16 protein-coding genes are annotated in these 22,364 nt (G+C 74.7%); 8 read left to right on the forward strand and 8 right to left on the reverse strand.

All coding sequences use genetic code 11. The annotated features are described in order from the left end of the window. The first annotated feature begins 39 nt into the window (after window positions 1-39). Window positions 40-4,851, forward strand: coding sequence for a hypothetical protein (locus ACZ51S_RS30820; RefSeq protein WP_468962627.1), 4,812 nt, complete (start codon window positions 40-42; stop codon window positions 4,849-4,851). Window positions 4,852-4,913: 62 nt separating this feature from the next. Here the strand turns inward: ACZ51S_RS30820 and ACZ51S_RS30825 are convergent, their stop codons facing one another. After that, window positions 4,914-5,300 (reverse strand): hypothetical protein, encoded by a 387-nt coding sequence (locus tag ACZ51S_RS30825; RefSeq protein WP_468803770.1) that lies wholly within the window; start codon window positions 5,298-5,300, stop codon window positions 4,914-4,916. Between the two features lie 378 nt (window positions 5,301-5,678). Between ACZ51S_RS30825 and ACZ51S_RS30830 the strand changes: the two genes are divergently transcribed. The 4 genes from ACZ51S_RS30830 to ACZ51S_RS30845 are packed head-to-tail and all read left to right on the forward strand — an operon-like array spanning window position 5,679 to window position 10,005. Continuing rightward, the gene (locus ACZ51S_RS30830) at window positions 5,679-8,504 is read left to right on the forward strand and encodes a sensor histidine kinase (protein ID WP_468888283.1); all 2,826 of its coding nucleotides are present in this window, start codon (window positions 5,679-5,681) and stop codon (window positions 8,502-8,504) included. Continuing rightward, window positions 8,501-8,938 (forward strand): roadblock/LC7 domain-containing protein, encoded by a 438-nt coding sequence (locus ACZ51S_RS30835; RefSeq protein WP_388943788.1) that lies wholly within the window; start codon window positions 8,501-8,503, stop codon window positions 8,936-8,938. Before ACZ51S_RS30830 ends, ACZ51S_RS30835 begins: the two co-directional genes overlap by 4 nt. 10 nt (window positions 8,939-8,948) lie before the next feature. Further along, on the forward strand, window positions 8,949-9,380 hold the full coding sequence (locus ACZ51S_RS30840) for a DUF742 domain-containing protein (RefSeq protein ID WP_468476975.1): 432 nt from the start codon (window positions 8,949-8,951) through the stop codon (window positions 9,378-9,380). Beyond that, window positions 9,361-10,005, forward strand: coding sequence for a GTP-binding protein (locus ACZ51S_RS30845; RefSeq protein WP_468803768.1), 645 nt, complete (start codon window positions 9,361-9,363; stop codon window positions 10,003-10,005). The genes ACZ51S_RS30840 and ACZ51S_RS30845 overlap by 20 nt, the downstream gene beginning before the upstream one ends. 219 nt (window positions 10,006-10,224) lie before the next feature. Here the strand turns inward: ACZ51S_RS30845 and ACZ51S_RS30850 are convergent, their stop codons facing one another. Genes ACZ51S_RS30850 through ACZ51S_RS30860 form a run of 3 tightly spaced genes read right to left on the reverse strand, consistent with a single transcriptional unit; the run spans window position 10,225 to window position 12,614 of the window. Beyond that, window positions 10,225-11,415 carry a lipid-transfer protein gene (locus ACZ51S_RS30850; RefSeq protein ID WP_468476974.1) on the reverse strand — a complete coding sequence of 397 codons (1,191 nt, stop codon included), beginning with the start codon at window positions 11,413-11,415 and terminating at the stop codon, window positions 10,225-10,227. Beyond that, window positions 11,412-11,846 (reverse strand): Zn-ribbon domain-containing OB-fold protein, encoded by a 435-nt coding sequence (locus ACZ51S_RS30855; protein ID WP_468477032.1) that lies wholly within the window; start codon window positions 11,844-11,846, stop codon window positions 11,412-11,414. The genes ACZ51S_RS30850 and ACZ51S_RS30855 overlap by 4 nt, the downstream gene beginning before the upstream one ends. Window positions 11,847-11,900: 54 nt before the next feature. Then, window positions 11,901-12,614 (reverse strand): M15 family metallopeptidase, encoded by a 714-nt coding sequence (locus ACZ51S_RS30860; RefSeq protein ID WP_468476973.1) that lies wholly within the window; start codon window positions 12,612-12,614, stop codon window positions 11,901-11,903. Between the two features lie 23 nt (window positions 12,615-12,637). On the opposite strand from ACZ51S_RS30860, the gene ACZ51S_RS30865 reads away from it, so the two are divergent. After that, window positions 12,638-13,159 carry an NUDIX domain-containing protein gene (locus ACZ51S_RS30865; protein ID WP_468803765.1) on the forward strand — a complete coding sequence of 174 codons (522 nt, stop codon included), beginning with the start codon at window positions 12,638-12,640 and terminating at the stop codon, window positions 13,157-13,159. Between the two features lie 182 nt (window positions 13,160-13,341). Here ACZ51S_RS30865 and ACZ51S_RS30870 read toward each other — a convergent pair whose 3' ends face one another. Together ACZ51S_RS30870 and ACZ51S_RS30875 are read right to left on the reverse strand one after the other, a co-directional pair. After that, entirely contained in the window at window positions 13,342-13,920 is a 579-nt protein-coding gene (locus tag ACZ51S_RS30870; protein WP_468476971.1) for a hypothetical protein, read from the reverse strand. 106 nt (window positions 13,921-14,026) lie between these two features. Continuing rightward, on the reverse strand, window positions 14,027-16,402 hold the full coding sequence (locus ACZ51S_RS30875) for a glycoside hydrolase family 31 protein (RefSeq protein ID WP_468476970.1): 2,376 nt from the start codon (window positions 16,400-16,402) through the stop codon (window positions 14,027-14,029). Between the two features lie 211 nt (window positions 16,403-16,613). On the opposite strand from ACZ51S_RS30875, the gene ACZ51S_RS30880 reads away from it, so the two are divergent. Together ACZ51S_RS30880 and ACZ51S_RS30885 are read left to right on the forward strand one after the other, a co-directional pair. Beyond that, window positions 16,614-18,590 (forward strand): acetoacetate--CoA ligase, encoded by a 1,977-nt coding sequence (locus tag ACZ51S_RS30880; RefSeq protein ID WP_468476969.1) that lies wholly within the window; start codon window positions 16,614-16,616, stop codon window positions 18,588-18,590. A 57-nt stretch (window positions 18,591-18,647) separates the two neighbouring features. After that, a complete protein-coding gene (locus tag ACZ51S_RS30885; protein WP_468476968.1) occupies window positions 18,648-19,574 on the forward strand; it encodes a hypothetical protein in 927 nt (308 codons plus the stop codon). An 82-nt stretch (window positions 19,575-19,656) separates the two neighbouring features. Here the strand turns inward: ACZ51S_RS30885 and ptsP are convergent, their stop codons facing one another. Together ptsP and ACZ51S_RS30895 are read right to left on the reverse strand one after the other, a co-directional pair. After that, window positions 19,657-21,327 (reverse strand): phosphoenolpyruvate--protein phosphotransferase, encoded by a 1,671-nt coding sequence (gene ptsP, locus ACZ51S_RS30890; RefSeq protein WP_468476967.1) that lies wholly within the window; start codon window positions 21,325-21,327, stop codon window positions 19,657-19,659. An 80-nt stretch (window positions 21,328-21,407) separates the two neighbouring features. After that, window positions 21,408-21,857: a PTS sugar transporter subunit IIA gene (locus tag ACZ51S_RS30895; protein ID WP_388943818.1), complete on the reverse strand. Its 450-nt coding sequence runs from the start codon at window positions 21,855-21,857 to the stop codon at window positions 21,408-21,410. Window positions 21,858-22,364 lie beyond the last annotated feature (507 nt).

The following is a 22,364-nucleotide window of genomic DNA, read 5'->3' on the forward strand; positions in this document are numbered from 1 at the left end:
CGCACCGAGAACACCGAGAAGCAACGAGAGTCCGCCGCCATGTACGAGCTGTCCCGGATCCGCCTCTACTCCATCGGGCCCGCCGGCGCACGCTACGCCGACACCGTGCTCGACCTGCGCGGAGTCGGCGAACCGGTGCCCCACCCGGCGCCCGCCCAGGCGGAGTTCTTCGAGGACGAGCCCACCGGCCCGCCCCGGCGCCCCGCGCCCGCGGGCGTGCTCTTCCTGGAGAACGGCGGCGGCAAGTCCGTCCTGCTCAAGCTGATCTTCTCGGTGATGCTCCCCGGCCACCGCAACACCCTCGGCGGCGCCAGCTCCGGCGTCCTGCGCAAGTTCCTGCTCGCCGACGACTGCGGCCACGTGGCCCTGGAATGGCAGCACACCCAGACCGGCGAATGCGTGGTCGTCGGCAAGGTCAGCGAATGGCGCGGCCGCCAGGTCTCCAACGACCCCCGCAAGTTCGCCGAGGCCTGGTACTCCTTCCGCCCCGGGCCGGGACTGAGCCTGGACAGCCTCCCGGTCGCCGAGGCCACCTCCGTCCGCCCGCCCGTCGAAGGCGCCTCCGGCGCCCAGGGCCGCCGCCGCACCATGAAGGGCTTCCGCGACGCCCTCACCGAGGCCGGCAAGGCGTACCCGCACCTGGAGGTGTACTGGGAGGAGATCCACGACCGCTGGAACGAGCACCTCACCGAACTCGGCCTGGACCCCGAACTCTTCCGCTACCAGCGTGAGATGAACGCCGACGAGGGCGAGGCAGCGGGACTCTTCGCGGTCAAGAAGGACTCCGACTTCACCGACCTGCTGCTGCGCGCCGTCACCGACACCCGCGACACCGACGGCCTCGCCGACCTGGTCCACGGCTTCGGCAACAAACTCGGCCGCCGCGCCGAGCTGATGGCCGAACGCGACTTCACCGCAGGCTCGGTGGACCTCCTGAACCGCATCGTGGAGGCCGCCGAGACCCGCTCCCGGCTGCGCGACGTCCACGCCGGAGCCGAGCGCCGCACCCGCACCCTCGCCCGGCGGCTGTCCGCCCGCGCCTCGGAGGAACGCGGCCGCGCCGCCGACCTCGCCCAGCGGGTCACCGACGCCGCCCACGCGGTCACCGCCGCCGAGTCCCAGCGCGCCCGCAGCGCCGCCGTCTCCGCCGAACTCGCCTACCGGCACGCCTCCCTGGCCCTGACCGTCGCCGACAAGGCCGCCGCCGCCCAGCGCCGCGAGCTCCTCGAAGCGCGCACCCTGCACTCGGCCTGGCAGGCCGCCGAGACCGTACTGCGCCACCGCGCCGCCGCCGACCGCTCCGCCCGCGTCGCCGCCGCGATCCTCGAGGCCGAACGCGACGCCGCCCCCGCGCTGGCCGCCCGCGCCACCGCCGCCGCCGAACTGGTACGCGCCCTGCACACCGCCGCCGAGCAGGGCGAACGGGCCGCCAACGAGGAGGAGGAACGCTCCGCCGAGCTGCAGGCCGTCGGCGAGACCGCCCACCGCGACGCCACCTCGGCCGCCACCGCCGCCCAGCGCGCCCGCAGCGAGGCCGAGCACCTGCGCGCCCGCCTCGCCGAGGTCGAGCAGGAGACCGCCGACGCCGTCCGCGCCGGCTGGCTCGACGACACCGCGCCCGACGCCGACCCGGCCCGCGCCGCGCTCGCGGCCAGCGACGCCGAGAAGGCCGCCGTGGCCGCCTGGGACGAGGCCCGCGAGGCCGCCCGCAGCGCCGCCGAGGCCGCCCGCGAGGCCGCCTCCGCAGAGTCCCGCGCCGAACTCACCGCCGCCCGCGCCGCCGACGCCGCCGACGCCGCCGAGGCGGCCCACGCGGCGGAGCACCGCGCGGCCGCCTCCCTGGCCGCGGCACCGCGTCTGGCGGAGCTCCTGGGCCTCCCGCCCGTCCCCGAGACCTTCCTGCCGCACCCGCGCGCGGGCCGCGCCGCCGACTCCGCCGCCGGATCCGTGGCGGCCCCCGCGGGTTCCGGTACGCCGGGCGGGGCGGCGGGCGGGGCGGCGGGCCAGGGTGCCGCCGCACCCGTCCCGGCCGCGAGCGGCGGCACCCCCGGCCGCGCGGGCGCCACCACCGCGACCGCCGGCGACCCCGGCCGCCCCGGGGCCGCCGGACCCACCGCCGGAGGACTCACCGCCGAGGACCTCGACCGCAACGCCGACACCCTCCGCGAACTGCTGGCCGACACCGTCGGCTCCGCCGAACGCCAGCTGTTCGAGCTGCGCACCGCCGCCGCCGACGACGCCCGCATCCTCGGCGCGCTCGGCGACGGCGGCCTGCTGCCGCCCGGCCCCGACGTCCTCGCCACCGTCGAGTACCTCGGCGAGCACGGCATCCCGGCCCTGCCCGGCTGGCGCTACCTCGCCCAGTCCGTGGACCCCGCCGACCACGCGGCCGTCCTCGCGGCCCGCCCCGAACTCGTCGACGGCGTCGTCATCACCGACCCCGACACGCACACCCGCGCCCGCGAGGTGCTCTCCGGCGCCGCCCTGCTGCCCCGCTCCACCGTCGCCGTCGGCACGGCCGCCGCCCTGCTGGCGCCGGTCCCGCCGGCCGCCGGTTCCGACGACGCCGTCTTCCTCGTACCGCCGAACCCGGCCATGCACGACGAGCACGCCGCCGACGAGGAGCGCCAGGCGCTGCGGGCCCGCGCCACCGCCCGCGACACCGAGATCCGCGACCTGGCCGCCCGCCTCGCCGGAGACCGGGAGCTCGCCGCCCGGCTCGCCTCCTGGCGCACCGGCTGCCCGCCCGGCCGTCTCGCCGAGCTGGCGCGGCAGGCCGCCGCCGCCCGGACGTTCGCCGAGGAGGCCGACGCCGAGCTCGCGGAGGCCCGTACCGCACGCGCCGAGGCGGACGAGGCCGCCGCGGACGCCGCCCGCGTCCGCGACGAGCGCCAGGACGCCGCCCAGCGCGCCCGCCGCGCCGCCGACGCCCTCGCCGGCCTCGCCCACCGCCTGCGCGAACGCTCGGGCTGGCAGGCCCGCGTCCGCGAACTCGCCGAGGAGGCCGCCGAGTCCGAGGCCCGGGCCGAGGCCTGCCTCGACCGCGCCCGCGCCGCCGACGAGGACCGCCGCGCCGCCCAGCGCGCCGCCGACGACGCCCGTCGCACCGCCCGCGCCCTGCGCGCCGAACGCGCCGAGATCGCCGGAGCCCCCGAGCCCCTCCCCGAGGACGACGGCTCCGACGGGCACCGGCCGCCGCTGCCCGACCTCCGCGAGGCCTACCGCGCCGCCTCCCGGCTGTACGAGAAGGTCGGCGTGGGCGCCGACCTGCGCGCCGAACAGGCCCGCGCCGAGAGCGACGAGAGCGCCGCCCTCGCCGAACTCGACCGGCTCACCAACAAGGTCCGCACGCGGGCGGCCCAGCTCCTCGAGGGCACCGACGGAGCCGACGGCCCCTCCCGGCAGGCCGCCGCCGCCCGCGCCGAGGCCCTCGTCCAGATGCTGGAATCCCGTGCCTCCGCCGCGAGCGAGCAGCTCGGCCGGCTGCGTGGCGAAGCCGAACGGCACGCCCCCGCCGAGGGCGACGCGCACACCGAGCTGCCCGAGGAGCTGGTCCCGGCCGACGTCGAACAGGCCCAGGGCCTGCTGCGCACCGCCACCGCGCAGCTCGCCGCGCACTCCGCCGCCGTGGAATCCGCCCGGGCCGCCCACGCCGACCTGCTGCGCGCCCACCGCGCCGCCGAGGACGGCGCCGGAGGCTTCGACGAGACGGCGGCCCTCCTGCGGGACCTGCTGCGCGACCAGAACCACCCGGAGGACGAGCAGGAGCCCGCGGCCCACGCCGGCACCCTGGAGGAGGCCCGGCAGTCCGCCGCCGAGGCCCGGCGCTCCCTGCGCGCCTGCGCCGCGGACCTGTCCGCCGCGGAGTCCGCGGTGCGCGAGGCGAGCGACGTCCTGGTCCGGCACGCCAACGCCAACCGCTACGAGCAGGTACGCACCCCCGCGCGCCAGCAGATCCGGGAGCTGCCCGCCTCCGCCCTGCCCGAGCACGCCGCCGCCTGGGCGGCCGCGTTCGCCCCGCGCCTGCGCGTGCTCACCGACGAACTGGCGCAGCTGGAGCGCAACCGCGACAGCATCGTCGACCGGCTGCGCGGCCTCGTGGAATCCGCCCTGGCCACCCTGCGCTCCGCCCAGCGCCTCTCCCAGCTCCCGGAGGGCCTCGGGGAGTGGTCGGGCCAGGAGTTCCTGCGGATCCGCTTCGAGGAGCCCGACCAGGCCACGCTCACCGAGCGGCTCGGCGAGGTCATCGACGAGGCCACCCGCACGGCCGTGAAGAAGAACGCCGCCTTCGGCGAGGGCCGCCGCGACGGCATGTCCCTGCTCCTGAGGGGCGTACAGGCCGCCCTCGAACCCAAGGGCATCTCCGTCGAGATCCTCAAGCCCGACGCCGTGCTGCGCGCCGAGCGGGTACCCGTCGGCCAGATGGGCGACGTCTTCTCCGGCGGCCAGCTGCTCACCGCGGCCATCGCCCTCTACTGCACGATGGCCGCGCTGCGCAGCAACGACCGGGGCCGCGACAAGCACCGTCACGCGGGCACGCTGTTCCTCGACAACCCGATCGGGCGCGCGAACGCCACGTACCTGCTGGAGCTCCAGCGGGCCGTCTCGGACGCCCTCGGGGTCCAGCTCCTGTACACGACGGGCCTCTTCGACACCACGGCCCTCGCCGAGTTCCCGCTGGTCATCCGGCTGCGCAACGACGCCGACCTGCGCGCGGGCCTGAAGTACATCAGCGTCGAGGAACACCTGCGCCCGGGCCTGCCGCAGCCGTCCCCGGAAGGCGAGACGATCCACGGCGAGATCACCGCCACCCGCATGTTCCGCCGCACGGGAGCGGCCTCTTCCGCATGACGCCCTCCCGGGCCGGGACGACTACCCCGGTTCCTTCCGCATGACGCCCTCCCGGGCCGGGATCACCCCCGGCCCGGGGCCGTCAGGCGGCCCTCGTGGCCCGGTATGCGGCCCCGGCGGGGTTCGCGCGCCGCGCTGCTCGGTTCCGACAGGACGCCGTGGCGCTGGTTCCACATCTGGCGGGTGATCCACACGTCCAGCACCGCCCAGGTGGCCACGATGGTGGCCGCTATCCCGATGAGCACCATCGGGAAGGCCAGCCAGGACCCGGTCAGCGCGAGGAAGAACGTGATCGTGGCCTCCGTCAGCGTCACGGCGACGATCAGCACCGCCCGCACCGCCGACGACCGCACCGGGTCGGGCATGCGGCGCCGCCGGGCCGGCTCCTCCACCCACAGGCCCCGCCCCGGCGACTCGGCCGCCGCGCCGTCCTCTTCGTACATCCTCATGGTCCGCTCACTTCCCGGCCGCCGCTCCGCCATGCCGCGCCACGCGCCCGCCCGCCCCGCACCGCCATTCCATTCCCTGCCCTGTCCGTCAGACGACGGGGAGCACCCGGAAAGTTCCGTATACCGGACCCGGAACGCAGAATTCCAGCCATCCGTTCGAACAAGGGACCTGATACCCCACCACGTGTCATCTGCCACATATCGGCGCGGACTTGACCGGAGGTATCGGACAACTGGTGATCTTCGTCCGGCGGGCAGGCCGAAAACGTCCGGACACCCCTGCGTAGCCGCTCCATGTCAGTAGTAGGCTCACGCCGTTTAAATGACGGAACACCGACCCCTGACAACGGGGTTGAGCTGGGGGAGGCTGGGGAGGCCATGCGCTTTCGCGGGAAGTCCATCCGCCGGAAGATCGTGGCGTTGCTCCTGGTGCCGCTCGTCTCCCTGACCGCCCTCTGGGGCTTCTCCACGGTCATCACCGGCCGGGAGGCAGTACAGCTGCTCGACGTCGCGTACGTCATCAAGAAGGTCGGCTACCCGATGGAGGACGTCGTACGCGTCGTCCAGAAGGAACGCAGGCAGACCCTGGTCGTCCTCGGCGACCCGCGCGCCGCCACCGCCACCGCGGAACTCACCAAGAGCCGCACGGCGACCGACACGATGGTCCGCTCCATCACCGCGAACGCCCTCGACCCCCAGGTCACCGACGAGCTCAGCCCGCAGGCCCGCCAGCGCCTGCGGTCGATCACCGAGGCCTTCCGGGGCATCACCGCGCTGCGCCGCTCCGTCGACCAGGGCTCGCTCAGCCCCGCCCAGGCCCTGGACCTCTACAGCCGGCTCGTCGACCCCTGCTACGAGTTCCTGATGAATCTCCACGCCCTGGAGAACGTCGAGATGGACCAGCAGGGCCGCGCCCTCGTCGGCATCACCCGCGCCCGGGAGACCCTCTCCCGCGAGGACGCGGTCGTCGCCTCCGCCCTCGCCGCCGGCAACGTCGCCGCCGGCGACGTCCGCCGCGTCTCCGACTTCGCGGCCAACCGCGGCCTGCTGTACGAGTTCAACCTCGCGATCCTGCCGGCCGAGGACCGCAAGCTCTTCCAGCAGTACTGGAACGGCCCCCAGACCAAGGCGCTGCGCGACGCGGAGGAACGGTTCATCACCGGCGGCGCCGGCAAGAACCCCCGCATCACCGCCGCCCAGTGGGACGAGGCCGCCACCAAGGTCCTGGGCGACCTCGCCACCATGGGCACCGCCGCTGGCGACCGCTACCAGAAGCGCGTCGAGCCGATCGCCGTCGGCGTCCTCGTCCAGGCCGCGGTCGCGGGCGTCCTCGGCTTCCTCGCCCTCGCCTTCTCCCTCGTGATGTCCGTGCGCATCGGCCGCGACCTCATCCGGGACCTCTCCCGGCTCCGCAAGGAGGCCCACGAGGCCTCCGGCGTCCGGCTGCCCAGCGTGATGCGCCGACTCGCCGCCGGAGAGACCGTCGACGTCGAGACCGAGGCACCCCGCCTGGAGTTCGAGAAGGACGAGGTCGGCCAGGTCGGCCTCGCCCTCAACAGCCTCCAGCGCGCCGCCGTCGAGGCCGCCGTCAAGCAGGCCGAGCTGCGCCGCGGCGTGTCCGAGGTCTTCGTCAACCTCGCCCGCCGCAACCAGGTGCTGCTGCACCGCCAGCTGACCCTGCTCGACACCATGGAACGGCGCACCGAGGACACCGAGGAACTCGCCGACCTGTTCCGCCTCGACCACATGACCACCCGCATGCGCCGCCACGCCGAAGGCCTGGTGATCCTCTCCGGCGCCGCGCCCTCCCGCCAGTGGCGCAAGCCCGTCCAGCTCATGGACGTCGTACGGGCCGCCGTGGCCGAGGTCGAGGACTACGAGCGGATCGAGGTGCGGCGCCTGCCCCGCATCGGCATCGAGGGCCCGGCCGTCGCCGACGTCACCCACCTGGTCGCCGAACTCCTTGAGAACGCCACGGTGTTCTCGCCCCCGCACACCGCCGTCCAGGTCCACGGCGAACGCGTCGCCAACGGCTTCACCCTGGAGATCCACGACCGCGGCCTCGGCATGAACCCGGAGGCGCTGCTCGACGCCAACCTCCGGCTCGCCGAGACCCCCGAGTTCGAGCTCTCCGACACCGACCGCCTGGGCCTGTTCGTGGTCAGCCGCCTCGCGCGCCGCCACAACGTCAAGGTCGTCCTCCAGCCCAGCCCGTACGGCGGCACCACCGCGGTGGTCTTCCTCCCGGCCGACCTCCTCACCGAGGCCCCCGACACCAACGGCAGCGGCATCCGCCTCGACGCCGTGAAGGGGGTCCGGGGCGTCAGGACCGGCCCGGGGGCCAAGAGTTCCGCGCGACCCGGGCGGACCGCCGTCGACCGGGCCCAGTCGGCCCGCCGGCTGCCCGCCGGCGTGCTCAACGGCCCGGTCGAGCTGGAGGACCCCCTCGGCCCCCTCGGCCTCCTCGGCCCGGACGGTCTCGACGACCCCGCCGGACTCGACGAGGTCGCCACCGGATTCACCGGCATCACCGGCCTCACCGGTGTCGGCGGCCGCCCGCCCATGGCCACCCTCGACGACGAGACCCCGCCCGGCGGGATCCCGCGCAGCGCCCTCCTCGGCACCGGCTCCGCGGACCGGCCCCTGCGCGGCCACCCGCACGGCGCGGGGCGCGCCGAGCGCGGCCCCTGGAAGCCCGACCGCGACCGCGAGCGGGAGCCGCTGCCCCCCACCGGCCCGGTCCGCCTGGAGAGCTCCCGCACCGAGCCGGCCCACCCGGACGGCCCCCGGGCCGGCGGAACCGTCCCGCTGCCCCGGCGGCGCCCCGCGCCCACCCTGGTCGCCGAGCACGGCCGCCGGGTGGAGCCCCGCCCGGCCGCCGTCAAGGGCCCGGCTCGGCCGCGTACCGCCCCCGAGGAGCCCGCCGCGGCGGGCGGCCCCGCGCCCGGCCCCGGAGGCCTGCCGCGCCGGGTCCGCCAGGCGAACCTCGCACCCCAGCTCAAGAACGCCAAGGCCCCCGCCGCGGCGCAGCCCTCCGACGACCCGGTGACCGACCGGGACGCGGAGGACGTGCGCACGCGCATGTCCGCCCTCCAGCGGGGCTGGACGGCGGGCCGCGACCAGCACGCCCAGCAGCAGTCCGAGACCGAGGCCGGCCGCTCCGGCGCCGGTCCCGCGCACGAGAACGAAGGGGACGGTCGATGACCGCACCGCAGACCGTAAACGACACCAGGGGCCGCGGCTCCGGCCCGCTCAACTGGCTCCTCGACGAGCTCGTCGACAAGGTCGGCAGCATCCGCAAGGCGGTGGTCCTCTCGGGCGACGGCCTGCCGACGGGCAGCTCCAAGGACCTGACCCGCGAGGACAGCGAGCACCTGGCCGCCGTGGCCTCCGGCTTCCACAGCCTGGCCAAGGGCGTCGGCCGCCACTTCGACTCGGGGCGGGTCCGCCAGACGGTGGTCGAGCTCGACGAGGCCTTCCTCTTCGTCATGGCCGCGGGCGACGGCAGCTGCCTGGCCGTGCTCTCCGACTCCGACTCCGACGTGGGCCAGGTCGCGTACGAGATGACGCTCATGGTCAAGCGCGTAGGCGACCACCTGGCGACCGCCCCGCGCTCCGGACTGCCAGCCGGAGGGTGAGACGGACGGCATGAGCGATCCAGGCCAGGACCACCCCACGACCGACCGTCCGACGCCCGAGACCGGCCACCCGCACTGGTTCGACGACGAGGCGGGTCCCGTCGTACGCCCGTACGCCATGACCCGCGGCCGGACCAGCCACGCCGCCCAGCACCGCCTCGACCTGATCGCGCTCGTCGTCGCCGAAGCGGCGGCCGACGATCCGGTCTGGGACATGACCCTCTCCCCGGAACACGCCCACATCCTCGGGCTGTGCCGGGAACGCCCCCAGTCGGTCGCGGAACTCGCCGCGGACCTCGACCTCGCCATCGGCGTGGTCCGGGTCCTGATCGGCGACCTCGTCGACGAGGAGCTGGTCCACGTGACCCGGCCGGTCCCGCCGGCCGAACTGCCCGATGAATCCATTCTGCGAGAGGTGATCGATGGCCTTCGGGCGCTCTAGCCGCACCGGCGCGATGCATGCCGTGTCGCCGGTCGAGCCGCTGACCCTGAAGATCCTGGTCGCGGGCGGTTTCGGGGTGGGCAAGACCACCCTGGTCAGTGCGGTCAGCGAGATCCGCCCGCTGCGGACCGAGGAGCGGCTCTCCGAGCCGGGTGCCGCCATCGACGACACCGGGGGAGTGGAGGGCAAGAGCACCACGACCGTGGCCATGGACTTCGGCCGCATCACCCTCCGCGAGGACCTGGTGCTCTACCTCTTCGGCACGCCAGGACAGGACCGCTTCTGGTTCCTGTGGGACGAGCTGGCACAGGGCGCCCTGGGCGCCGTCGTGCTGGCGGACACCCGCCGGCTCGCCGACTGCTTCGCCGCCATCGACTACTTCGAGCGGCGCGGCATCCCCTTCCTCGTCGCGGTCAACTGCTTCGACGGGGCCGACCGCCACCCGGTGGTGACCGTACGGGAGGCGCTCGACCTCGACCCCGAGGTGCCGGTGCTGCTCTGCGACGCCCGCGACCGGGAGTCCGTCAAGGACGTCCTGGTGGGAGTGGTGGAGCACGCCATGTCCCTGGCCCGGGCCCGCCGCCGGACCATGAGCACGTCGTCCGAGGTCCTGTCGTCGAAGTAGCGCCGCCAGGCGGGACTTCGACGACAGGGCCCGGGCGGGACTCCGACGGCACGGCCCGGCCGGGTCCGCGTGGAGGCGGCCCGTACCCCCGCCGACTGGGGTACGGGCCGCAGCTCTCATGGGGGGTCGGGGGTCCCGGTCGCGCGGGACCGTGGAGCGAGTGTGAACCCGCCGCCCGGGGCCGTCAAGCACCCTGACGGCAGCATTTCCCCGCGCCGCTCACCGCACGGCCACCACCGCCGAACCGTGCCCGAACAGCCCCTGGTTGGCGGTGATCCCGGCCCGTGCCCCCGGCACTTGACGGGCGCCGGCCGTACCCCGCAGCTGCCAGGTCAGCTCGCACACCTGGGCGATGGCCTGCGCGGGCACCGCCTCCCCGAAGGAGGCCAGCCCGCCGCTCGCGTTGACCGGCACCCGCCCCCCGAGTGCCGTCGCCCCTTCCCGTACGAGCTTGGCGCCCTCGCCCTCACCGCACAGCCCGATGTCCTCGTACCACTCCAGTTCCAGCGCGGTGGACAGGTCGTACACCTCGGCCAGCGACAGGTCCCGCGGCCCCAGCCCCGCCTCCTCGTACGCGGCACGGGCGATCGAGGCCCGGAAGGAACCGGCCCCGGGCACCACGGCGGCCGCCGAGTCGGTCGCGATGTCGGGCAGGTCCAGCACCGTACGCGGATACGTGGGCGTCACCGTCGACACCGCCCGGATCCGCACCGGGGCGGCCACCCCGCGCGCCCGCGCGAAGTCCATGCTGCTCAGCACCAGCGCCGCGCCCCCGTCCGAGGTGGCGCAGATGTCCAGCAGCCGCAGCGGATCGGCCACCAGCGCCGAGGCCGCGACCTCCTCGGCGGTGACCGCCTTGCGGTACCGGGCGTTCGGGTTGTGCGCCCCCGCCGCCGAGTTCTTCACCTTGACCAGCGCGAAATCCTCGGCCGTGTCCCCGTGCAGGGCCATCCGGCGGCGGGCGTACAGGGCGAAGTAGGCGGGGTTGGTGGCCCCCAGGATCCGGAACCGCAGCCAGTCGGGATCGTCCGGCCGGTCGCCCCCGGCCGGGGCGAAGAACCCCTTGGGCGCGGCGTCGGCACCCACCACCAGCACCACGTCCGCCAGCCCGGCGAGGATCTGCGCCCGGGCCGCCCCGATGGCCTGGGCTCCGGAGGCGCAGGCCGCGTACACACTGGTGACCCGGGCTCCCTGCCAGCCGAGCGCCCGCGCGAAGGTGGCCCCGGCGACGTAGCCCGGGTAACCGCCGCGCACGGTGTCGGCGCCGACGACGGACCGCACGTCGGTCCACTCCAGCCCGGCGTCGGCGAGCGCGGCCCGGGCGGCGGCCCGCCCGTACTCGACGAAGCCGCGGCCCCACTTGCCCCACGGGTGCATGCCGGCCCCCAGGACGGCCACGTCCTCGCTCACCGCGCCCCCTCCACCGGCTTGAACCACCAGGTCAGCCAGGTGGTCGCGGCGTCCTCGTCCAGCACCCCCGGGACCACCTCGACCTCCATGCCGACGGTCAGGTCGGCGACCGTCACCCCGGGCGCCGCCTGCCCGAGCACGACCATCCGCTCGGCCTCCAGCTCCACCGCGACCAGGGTGTACGGCTTCCAGGGCGCGTCCGGGTCGGAGGCGTAGGGGGCGGGCGGGCGGTACCGCCCGTCGGTGTAGGACCAGACCCGGCCGCGCGGGGACAGCGGTACCTCGGCGAGCTCGCCGCCGCCGGGGCAGTGCGGATTGCGGCAGTACGCGTCCTCGCGCGGGAAGAACACCGAGGTGCAGGCGGAGCACCGGGTGCCGAGCAGGCGGAAGCCGCCTCCGGCGCCCGCCTCGGTGAACCACCCGCTCACCACGGGTGTGCGTGTGCGTTCCAAGTCCCCTCCCGGGCAGCATGATCTGACGAAGCGTCAGAAGTCTGCCACGGGCCGTCCCGCCGCGACAGAGACCGGGAAGTCGAAGGCGGTCTCCGGGAACGCCTCCGGCCGCAGGGTGAAGTGCCACCACTCCTGCGGCAGGTTCACGAAACCCTGCCCCTCCAGGACCCGCCGCAGCAGCAGCCGGTTCTCCCTCGCCGCGCCCGTCACCCGCGGATCGTCCGTGTTCGACAGCGGCCCGAAGAAGTCGAAGGCCGTCCCCATGTCCAGCTCCCGCCGCGCCGGCAGCGCCACCAGCGTCACGTCGACCGTGCTCCCGCGGCTGTGCGAGGACCTCGCCGCGATGTACCCCTCCGGAATCAGCCGCTCCTTGTCCAGGTCCGGGTAGTACTCGGCCTTCGTCGACTGGTCGGCCGGGTCGCCTGCCCAGCGCACGAACCGGTCCACGGCGCGCTGCGGCCGGTAGCAGTCGTACACCTTCAGCGCGTACCCGGACCGCAGCAGCTCCCGCTGCGCCCGCCGCAGGGCCGCGGCCGCCGGACGGGCCAGCAGGCACACCGGCTCCTCGTACCCGTCCACGGCGGCACCCGTGAAGTTCCGCGGGCCCGCGTACCGCATGTCCTCCACGATGCTCGGATCCACGTCCCGCAACGCCACGAACCCCGGCGCCCCCGCCGAGGCCCCCGGGCCCCCCGCCGAGGCCCCCGGGAGCACCGCCAGTACCGCCGCAACCACCAGCATCCTCATGCCCCTTGGCATACCATCGCCGCATGCCGGCACAGCTGAGGGACGCGCACTGCTCCACCTGCGGAGCTCCGTTCGACACGGACTCCTGGCCCCGGACGTGCCCCGCGTGCGGCGCCGTCACCTACCGCAACCCGCTCCCGGTGGCCGTGGCCCTGCTCCCCGCCGAGGACGCCGCCGGCACCGGCCTGGTGGTCGTCACCCGCACCATCGAGCCGGCCCTGGGCGGCATCGCGCTTCCCGGCGGGTTCATGGACTTCGGCGAGGACTGGCGCACGGCCGTGGTCCGCGAACTCCGCGAGGAGACGGGCATCGAGGCCCCCGCCGCCGACGTGGCCCTCGCCGACGTCCTCAGCTCACCGGGAGGCCACCTCCTCGTCTTCGGCCTCCTCCCGACGCGGCCGGCCTCGGCCCTCCCGGCCTCGGCCGCCACGGACGAGACGACGGGCTGGCACCTCCTGCGCTCACCGGCGGAACTGGCCTTCCCCCTCCACACGCGCGCGGCGGCCGCCTGGTTCGCGGGCCACTACGCCCGGCAGGGCGCCTGAGGACGGCGGCCTCGCCCGGCAGCCCCTTCCACCGGTTCGGCGACCGGCTGCCGGCCTGCCCCAGGGGCGCGACGCCGTGTCCCCGCACGCGCCTTGACCGCGAACGGCCCGGCGGCCGGCGCCACGGCGCGTACGCGGGTCGGGCGCGGGGGTCCGCCCCGCACGGGACCCCCGAGCCCCTGCTACACGGGCAGCTCCATCAGCAGCGACGCCAGCCCGACCACCCCCACCACCGTCCCGGCGACCACCGCGCCCCGCGCCCACAGCGCCCCCGCGGGTAAGGGCCGCGCCCGCCCCCGCAGCACCGCCCCGACCGCCAGCGGCAGCAGCGCACCCGCCGCGCACCCGGCCCACACCACACCGAAGCCCGGGACGGGAACGCCCTGCGTCCCCAGCCACCACCGCACCAGGGCGGCCGCCGGCGCCGACACCGGGGCCACCAGCACCCCCACCGCGACCGGCCGCGGCCACGCGCTCACCCGGGCGGTCCAGCGGCCCAGCACCGCGAGGGCCTTGACCAGCAGCAGTCCGTGCAGGAACCCCGCCACGCCCAGCAGGGCAGCGGCCACCCCGAGCTCGGAAGGCGAACCGGCCGGAACCACCCCGGTCACCAGCAGCAGGGCCCACACCGTGAGCGGCTGCCACGCCCCCACCACCTCGGAACCCGGCACCCGGTCCCATCGCCGCACGGTGGCCAGCACCCGCCGGCCCGGCGCCAACCGGTCCGGCGCGTACGCCCGCGCCGGGCTCGTCAAGACCATCACACACTCCCTGCTCAACCGGACCGGCGACGGCGGACCCGCCGCCGCCCGCAGGATCCCCGGCCCCCCTCCACCGGAGCTATACGCCCCATAGTCCCGATTCGCCCTACAGGCCGCGTACCTCCACCCCGCTCACCACACCCCCCGCCTCGTCCTCCACCACCACCGCCCCACCGGCCCACCGCACGGTGTACCGCTCCACCTCGCCCGCTTCGAACCCCGGCCCCGGATCCCGGATCACCACCCCGCCACCGGTCCGCCCCCGGGCCGGGGCCCACGCCTCCAGGCCCACCTCCCCGTTCCCCCGCCGCACCGGAAGCACCGCCCCCGCCCGCGCCAGCACGGGCATCCGCCCCAGCGGGGCGTCGAACAGCACCTGCCCAGGCCCCTCGTACGCCGCCCCCGTGGCCGTGTCGTACCAGCGCCCCCGCGGCAGCCGCACCGCCCGCCGGTCCGCCCCGCACTCCAGCACCGGCGCCACCAGCAGCGCGTCCCCCAGCAGGAAAGCGTCCTCGCAGTCCCGCAGCCGCCGGTCCTCCGGCGCCCCCCACCACACCGGCCGCACGTACGGTGCCCCCGTCCGCCGCGCCAGATGGGCCAGCGTCACGAAGTACGGCCGCAGCCGCTCCCGCTCCGCCAGCACCGCCCCGGCCCGCTCCGCGACCTCCGGCCCGAACTCCCACGGCTCCCGCGGCCCCGCCCAGAGCGCCGAATGCGTCCGGAACAACGGCAGGTACGCCCCCAGCTGCAACCACCGCAGGTACAGCTCCGGCGACGGAGACCCCCCGAAGCCCCCCACGTCCGGACCCGAGTACGGCACCCCGCACAGCCCGAGCCCCAGCACCAGCGCCAGCGATGCCCGCAGCCCCTCCCAGCTGCTCTCCACATCACCGGACCACGTGCCCCCGTACCGCTGCATGCCCGCCCACCCCGACCGGGAGAACAGGAACGGCCGCTCGGCCGGCCGCAGCCGCACCAGGCCCTCCCATCCGGCCCGCGCCATCAGCAGCCCGTACACGTTGTGCGCGGCCCGGTGGTCCCCGCCCGCCCCCTCCAGCGCGTGCCGTGCCGACCGGGGCAGCGTCGCGTCCCCCCACGGCGCGAACGACACCGGCTCGTTCATGTCGTGCCAGAAGCCCGCGAAGCCCTGCGCCAGCCGCTCCTCGTACAGCCCGCCCCACCACTCCCGCGCCGCCGGGTCCGTGAAGTCCGGGTACGCGCACTCGCCCGGCCAGACCTCGCCCCGCACCTCCCGCCCCCGCGCGTCCCGTACGAACGCCCCGTGCGGCCCCACCGCCCGGCCCGAGGCATGCACCGCGTCCCCCGCCTTCACCGCCGGGTCGACGATCGACACCAGCCGCACCCCGCGCGCCCCCACCTCCCGCGCCAGCCCCGGCAGATCGGGGAACGCCTCCCGGTCCACGGTGAACACCCGGTGCCCGTCGAAGTGGTCGATGTCCAGGTGCACGGCCGACAGCGCCAGCCCCCGCTCTTCGTACCCGGCCACCACCCGCCGCACCTCGGCCTCGCTCCCGAAGCCCCACCGCGCGTGCTGGTAACCCAGCGCCCACTCCGGCGGCATCGCGGCCGCCCCCGTGAGCCCCGCCCACCCCTGCATCACCCGCGCCGGCGTCCCCACCAGCACCCAGCACCTCGGCGGCCCGCCCTCCAGCCGCAGCTCGCTCACCCCCGGCCGGTCCGGCCCCGAACCGGCCCCCTCCTCACCCCCGCGCAGGACGGCCAGCCCCTCCCAGGGGTTGTCGTAGAACGCCAGGTGCGTCCCCGCGTCCGCCACCACCACCTGCACCGGCATCGTGATGTACAGCGGATCCGTGTCCGGCCCGAACCCGCCCTTCGGATCCGTGTTCCACAACCGGTACTCCCCGTCCCGCAGCCGCGGCCCCCGCGCCCTGCCGCCCAGCCCGAAGAACCGCGCGTCCGCCGGCACCTCCGCCCGCTGGAGCCACCGCGAACCGCCCTCCGCCGGCCCCCGCGCGCCCTCCGCGCCGTCGCCGCCCTCCGCCGGGTCCCACCAGCGCGGCGGCAGCTCCCGGCGCAGCACCGCCCCGCCCGGCGTCCGCACCTCCACCGCACCGTGCCGGGACACGGCCACCGTCACCCGCTCCGACACCACCCGCCAGCCGCCGCCCGTGTCCGGCTCCAGCACCGCCCGAGCGTCCGGCTCGGGGCCGGCGCCCACCACCGCGTACGACGGCACCGGCTCCGCCCCGTCCCAGCCCCAGAACACCGCACCGCCCACGGTCACCCGTACCAGCAGCTCACTGCGCGCGAACCGCAGCACACCACCGCCCGGCCGGGCCTCCGTACCCGTCAGCAGGCCCGGCACCCGCGCCCGCTCCGCGCCCCGGCGCGGCAGCCCCTCGGCGTCCGCCCGCCGGTGGCGCCACGCCGAGCGCCAGGCCCGCCGCCCGCGCGCCGTACCGAGTTCCCTCACCGCACGCACCAGATCACGACCGTCCATGCCGGTCACCCTGCCACCGGGCCCCGGCCGCGCGGGCGGGGTTCAACTGCCGTTCACCCGGCAAACGATCAACCCGTACGCTCCGGGACGGCTCTGGTGCGGATGTCGATCACATGGCATGGTCCCTGTGAGCCGCCGCGCGCACACCGACGCCGCGACGGCGCCGTACGCACACGAAGCGCGAGCGCCAGACTTGACCGGGAGCCGACCCATGACCTCTGCCACCCAGCCGGAACCCCTCTGGTCCCCGAGCCCCGACAGGATCGCCGGAGCCCAGGTCACCCGTTTCCAGGACTGGGCGGCCGAACGCTTCGGGGCCCCCGCCGACGGCGGCTACCCGGCCCTGCAGCGCTGGTCCGTCGACGAGCTCGACACCTTCTGGCAGGCCGTCGCCGAGTGGTTCCAGGTCCGCTTCCACGCCCCCTACCAGGAAGTCCTCGCCGACCGCTCCATGCCGGGCGCACGCTGGTTCACGGGATCCACCCTCAACTACGCCGAGCACGCCCTGCGCGCCGCCGAGGACCCGGCCCGCGCCGACGACCCCGCCCTGCTCCGCGTCGACGAGACCCACGAACCCACTCCCGTCACCTGGGCCGAGCTCCGCCGCCAGGTCGGCTCCCTCGCCGCCGAGCTGCGCGCCCTCGGCGTGCGCCCCGGCGACCGGGTCAGCGGCTACCTCCCCAACATCCCCGAAGCGGCCGTGGCCTTCCTGGCCACCGCCGCCGTCGGCGGAGTGTGGACCTCCTGCGCACCCGACTTCGGTGCCCGCAGCGTCCTCGACCGCTTCGAGCAGGTCGAGCCCGTCGTCCTGTTCACCGTCGACGGCTACCGCTACGGCGGCAAGGAGCACGACCGCCGCGAGACCGTCGCCGAGCTCCGCGAAGGGCTCCCCTCGCTGCGCGCCGTCGTCCACGTCCCGCTGCTGGGCACTCCCGCCCCCGAAGGCACCCGCGCCTGGTCGGAGCTGACCTCCTCCTCCGCCGAGCCCGTCTTCGAGCCGGTCCCCTTCGACCACCCGCTGTGGATCCTCTACTCCTCCGGCACCACCGGAGCGCCCAAGGCCATCGTCCAGTCCCAGGGCGGCATCCTCCTCGAACACCTCAAGCAGCTCGGCCTCCACTGCGACCTCGGACCCGACGACCGGTTCTTCTGGTACACCTCCACCGGCTGGATGATGTGGAACTTCCTCGTCTCCGGCCTGCTCACCGGCACCACCGTCGTCCTGTACGACGGCAGCCCCGGCCACCCCGACACCGGCGCCCAGTGGCGGATCGCCGAGCGCACGGGGGCCACCCTGTACGGCACCTCCGCCGCCTACGTGATGGCCTGCAAGAAGGCCGGCGTCCACCCCTCCCGCGACTTCGACCTCTCCGCCGTCAAGTGCGTCGCCACCACCGGCTCCCCGCTGCCCCCCGACGGCTTCCGCTGGCTCCACGAGGAGGTCGCCGAAGACCTCTGGATCGCGTCCGTCAGCGGCGGCACCGACGTGTGCAGCTGCTTCGCCGGCGCCGTTCCCACCCTCCCCGTCCACATCGGCGAGCTCCAGGCCGCCTGCCTCGGTACGGACCTCCAGTCCTGGGACCCGGCCGGCAAGCCCCTCACCGGCGAGGTCGGCGAGCTCGTCGTCACGGCCCCCATGCCCTCCATGCCGATCCGCTTCTGGAACGACCCGGACGGCAGCCGCTACCGCGACAGCTACTTCGAGATGTTCCCCGGCGTCTGGCGCCACGGGGACTGGATCACGATCACCGACCACGGCTCCGTCGTCATCCACGGCCGCTCCGACTCCACCCTCAACCGGCAGGGCGTCCGGATGGGCTCCGCCGACATCTACGAGGTCGTCGAACGCCTCCCCGAGATCAAGGAATCCCTGGTCATCGGCCTGGAGGAGCCGAACGGCGGCTACTGGATGCCCCTCTTCGTCCACCTCGCCCCCGGCGCCACCCTCGACGAGGCACTGCGCAAGAAGATCGCCGCGACCATCCGCGAGCAGCTCTCGCCCCGCCACGTCCCCGACGAGGTCATCGAGATCCCGGCCGTCCCCCACACCCTGACCGGCAAGCGCATCGAGGTCCCCGTCAAGCGCCTGCTCCAGGGCACCCCGATGGACAAGGCCGTCAACCCCGGCTCCGTCGACCACCCGGAGCTGCTCGCCTTCTACGAGGAGCTCGGCCGCACCCGGAGGTGACTGTCAGTGGCAGTGGTTACCGTGAGTGAGCAATGATCGCACGCTCAGGGGGAAACCATGAACGCCACACCCGACACACCGCACACCACGAACCGCAGGACCACCACCTCGCGCCGCCGTGCACTGCGCCGCGAGGTCCCCAGCACCGTCGGGCTCCTCACCGACCCCGGGGACTTCGCGGCCATGCGCGACTACCGCACCTTCGGCTTCGACCAGCACGAGGAATACGCCGACTACCTCCACCACGTCGACGCCCTGCTGCGCTCCCTCGCCGCCCAGGGCATCCACACCACCGTCGCCCTCTTCGATCCCGGGGAGTACGCCGACTACTGCGCGGAACACGGCCTCGACCCGGACAGCCCCGGCACCCGCACCCGCTTCACCGCCGAGCTCGCCGGCGGCCCGACCCTGCCCTACGCCGGCCAGCCCGTCGAGGAACTCGTACCGCTCCTCGTCGACGAAGCCGTCCGGCAGTCCACCTGGGAGTACGCCACCGAGCTCCTCGCCGGAGCCGGAGCCTGCGCGGACTGCGGCGAGGACATCGGCAAGGCCTCCTTCGAACGGGCCGCCGACATGCTCGAACGCCTCGTCGCCGGAGCCGGCCCCGGCCACCACCACCTGGTGTGCAGCGTCCCCGCCGAGGAGCAGCAGCTGATCGCCGTCCTGCACGCCGAAGCGGCCGGCCGGCCGGGAGGCCGCCCCCGCGTCCAGGGCCGTGAAGGCCTGGACTTCGTGACCGTCCTAGCCGCGGGCCTCGCCCTCGGCGGCGCCGGGGGACTGGTCCTGCGGAGCACCACCGACGGCTTCCGCGACCGGGTCCACGGCTGGCGCCTGGACCGCGGCCGCCTGGTGGCCCTCACCGCCGCGGCCGTGTTCGACGCCTACTGCACGGACGCCGACACCGGCGACCCCGTGCCCCCGGAGCCCGGAGTCGAATACTGCCCCGGCTACGAGGTGGACGTCCCCGGCCCGCACCGCGAGTAGACCGCCCGGCACCCGCACCTGGAACGCCCGAGGGGCCCCCGCCACCGGCGAAGGCCCCTCGGACGACCACGCGTACCGCCCGCTACTCGCCGGACAGCACCGCCTGCGCGGCCACCCGCGCCTCCTCTGCGCTGTCGGCGGCGCGGGCGGCGGCGGCCGCCCGCTCGCACTGCGCGAGGGTGTACTTGGCGAGCGTCGCCCGCACGTACGGAATCGAAGCGGCGCCCATCGACAGGGAGGTAACCCCCAGACCCGTCAGGACACAGGCCAGCAGAGGATCCGAAGCGGCCTCACCACACACACCGCAGCTCTTGCCCTCCGCGGCGGCGGCCTCGGCCGACATCGCGATCAGGTCGAGCAGCGCCGGCTGCCAGGGGTCCTGGAGCCGCGACACCGCACCCACCTGCCGGTCGGCGGCGAAGGCGTACTGCGCGAGGTCGTTCGTACCCAGCGACAGGAACTCCACCTCCTGGAGGATCGAGCGCGCCCGCAGCGCGGCGGAGGGGATCTCCACCATCGCCCCGAACTTCGCCACCAGACCGGCCTCCCGGCACGCGTCCGCGAACGCCTTGGCGTCCTGGCGGTCGGCCACCATCGGGGCCATGACCTCCAGGTAGACCGGCAGCCCCTCCGCGGCCTTCGCCAGCGCGGAGAGCTGCGTGCGCAGCACCTCGGGGTGGTCCAGCAGCGTGCGCAGACCACGCACGCCCAGCGCCGGGTTCGGCTCGTCCGCCGGCGTCAGGAAGTCCAGCGGCTTGTCGGCTCCCGCGTCCAGCACCCGTACGACGACCCGCCCCTCGGGGAACGCCTCCAGCACCTTGCGGTACGACTCGATCTGCTTCTCCTCGGACGGCGCCTTCTTGCTGTCGTCCAGGAACAGGAACTCCGTACGGAACAGGCCCACGCCCTCGGCCCCGGCTTCCACCGCGGCCGGCACGTCCGCCGGCCCGCCGACGTTGGCCAGCAGCGGCACCTTGTGGCCGTCGGAGGTCGCACCCGGACCGGAGGAAGCGGCCAGCGCCGCCTTCCGCTCCGCCGCCGCGGCCGCCAGCTGGGCCCGCTTCTCCGCCGTGGGCTCCACGTACAGATCACCGGTGCTGCCGTCGACGGCGATGACCGTGCCCTCGGCGATCTCACCCGCACCCGGCAGGGCCACGATCGCCGGCACACCCAGCGCCCGCGCCAGGATCGCGCTGTGACTGGTCGGGCCGCCCTCCTCGGTCACGAACCCGAGCACCAGGGTGGGATCCAGCAGCGCCGTGTCGGCGGGAGCCAGATCCCGGGCGATCAGCACGTACGGCTCGTCACTGTCCGGCACGCCCGGCATCGGCACGCCCAGCAGCCGCGCCACGATCCGGTTGCGCACGTCGTCCAGGTCGGCCACCCGGCCGGCCATGTACTCGCCGGCCCCCGCGAGCAGATCGCGGTAGGACGCGAACGCGTCGTAGACAGCGCGCTCGGCGGTGCTGCCGACGACGATGCGCCGGTCGACGTCCGACATCAGCTCGGGGTCCGTGGCGATCATCGCCTGGGCCTCGAGCACGTGCTGGGCCTCGCCGCCGGCCAGCTGGCCGCGTGCGATCAGGTCGGCCGCCACGGCCTCCACGGCCTGACGGGCGCGCCCCTGCTCGCGCTCCGCCTCGTCCGCGGCGATCTGCTTCGCCGGCGGCTCGAGCACAGCCGTACCCATGTGCCGGACCTCGCCGATCGCCACACCGTGGCTCACGCCGACGCCTCGCAGCGTTGTCTCCATTTCACCCGTCTCCGATTGAGCGGCGGATCCAGCCGCCGCGATGGATATCCGACTCCGGCCCGCCCGTGCGGGCGGACGCGTCACTGCCAGCTGAAGAGCTGGTCCCCGGCCTTGACGTCGTCGTCCTCCATGACGCTGCCGAGGGAGTCGGCCGTCGCCTCGAGCGCCACGACCGGGCAGATCGGCGACTTGCCGGCGGCCTCGACCGCGGCGGGGTTCCAGCGGATGACGGCCTGACCACGGGTGACGGTGTCGCCCTTGTTGACGAGCAGCTCGAAGCCCTCGCCGTTGAGCTGGACGGTGTCGATACCGAGGTGGGTGAGAACACCGTGGCCCTCGCTGTCGACGACCACGTACGCGTGAGGGTGCAGGGAGACGACCACACCGTCGACGGGGGACACCGCCTCCGACGCCTCGCGCACGGGGTCAATGGCGGTGCCCGGTCCTACCATCGCGCCGGAGAACACCGGATCGGGCACTGCCGCGAGTCCGATGGCGCGCCCGGCGAGTGGGGACGTCACGATGGTCATGGGGGCCTCCCAGGGGGTGGGGCTTCTTGGTGCCGCCGTCACTACGTGTTGCGAACGGCGTACTCGTCAGAAGGATATGTCACGGGTTGTGCGGGTTCGCCCGATGTTGATCCCGATCCGGGCCGGACCCTCCCGCACGGAGACTAGTGGACTAGACCGGTGGACTAGACCATACGCGGGATTCGATTTGCCCGCTCCCCCCGAGGAGATGTACAGTCGTGAGTCCCGCCAGGACGGACCGCGTGAACACCTCGCGAACAGTCGGGACGGGACTCCTCCTCAACCAGTGATCGTTTCCATCTCCACTTGATCCTTTCCGTCTGCCCTCAGGGTGAAAACGGCAAGCGGTCGGAGAGGCGGAAATTCGCTGATAGAGTCGGATCCGCCGGAAAGGGAAAGCGCGAAAGCGCAGGACCTGGAAAGCGCCGAGGAAATCGGACACGAAAGAGTCTGATAGAGTCGGAAACGCAAGAACGAAGAACAGAACGAAAGCCCGGAGGAAAGCCC

The sequence above is a fragment of the Streptomyces sp. NPDC034043 genome, assembly GCF_055575675.1.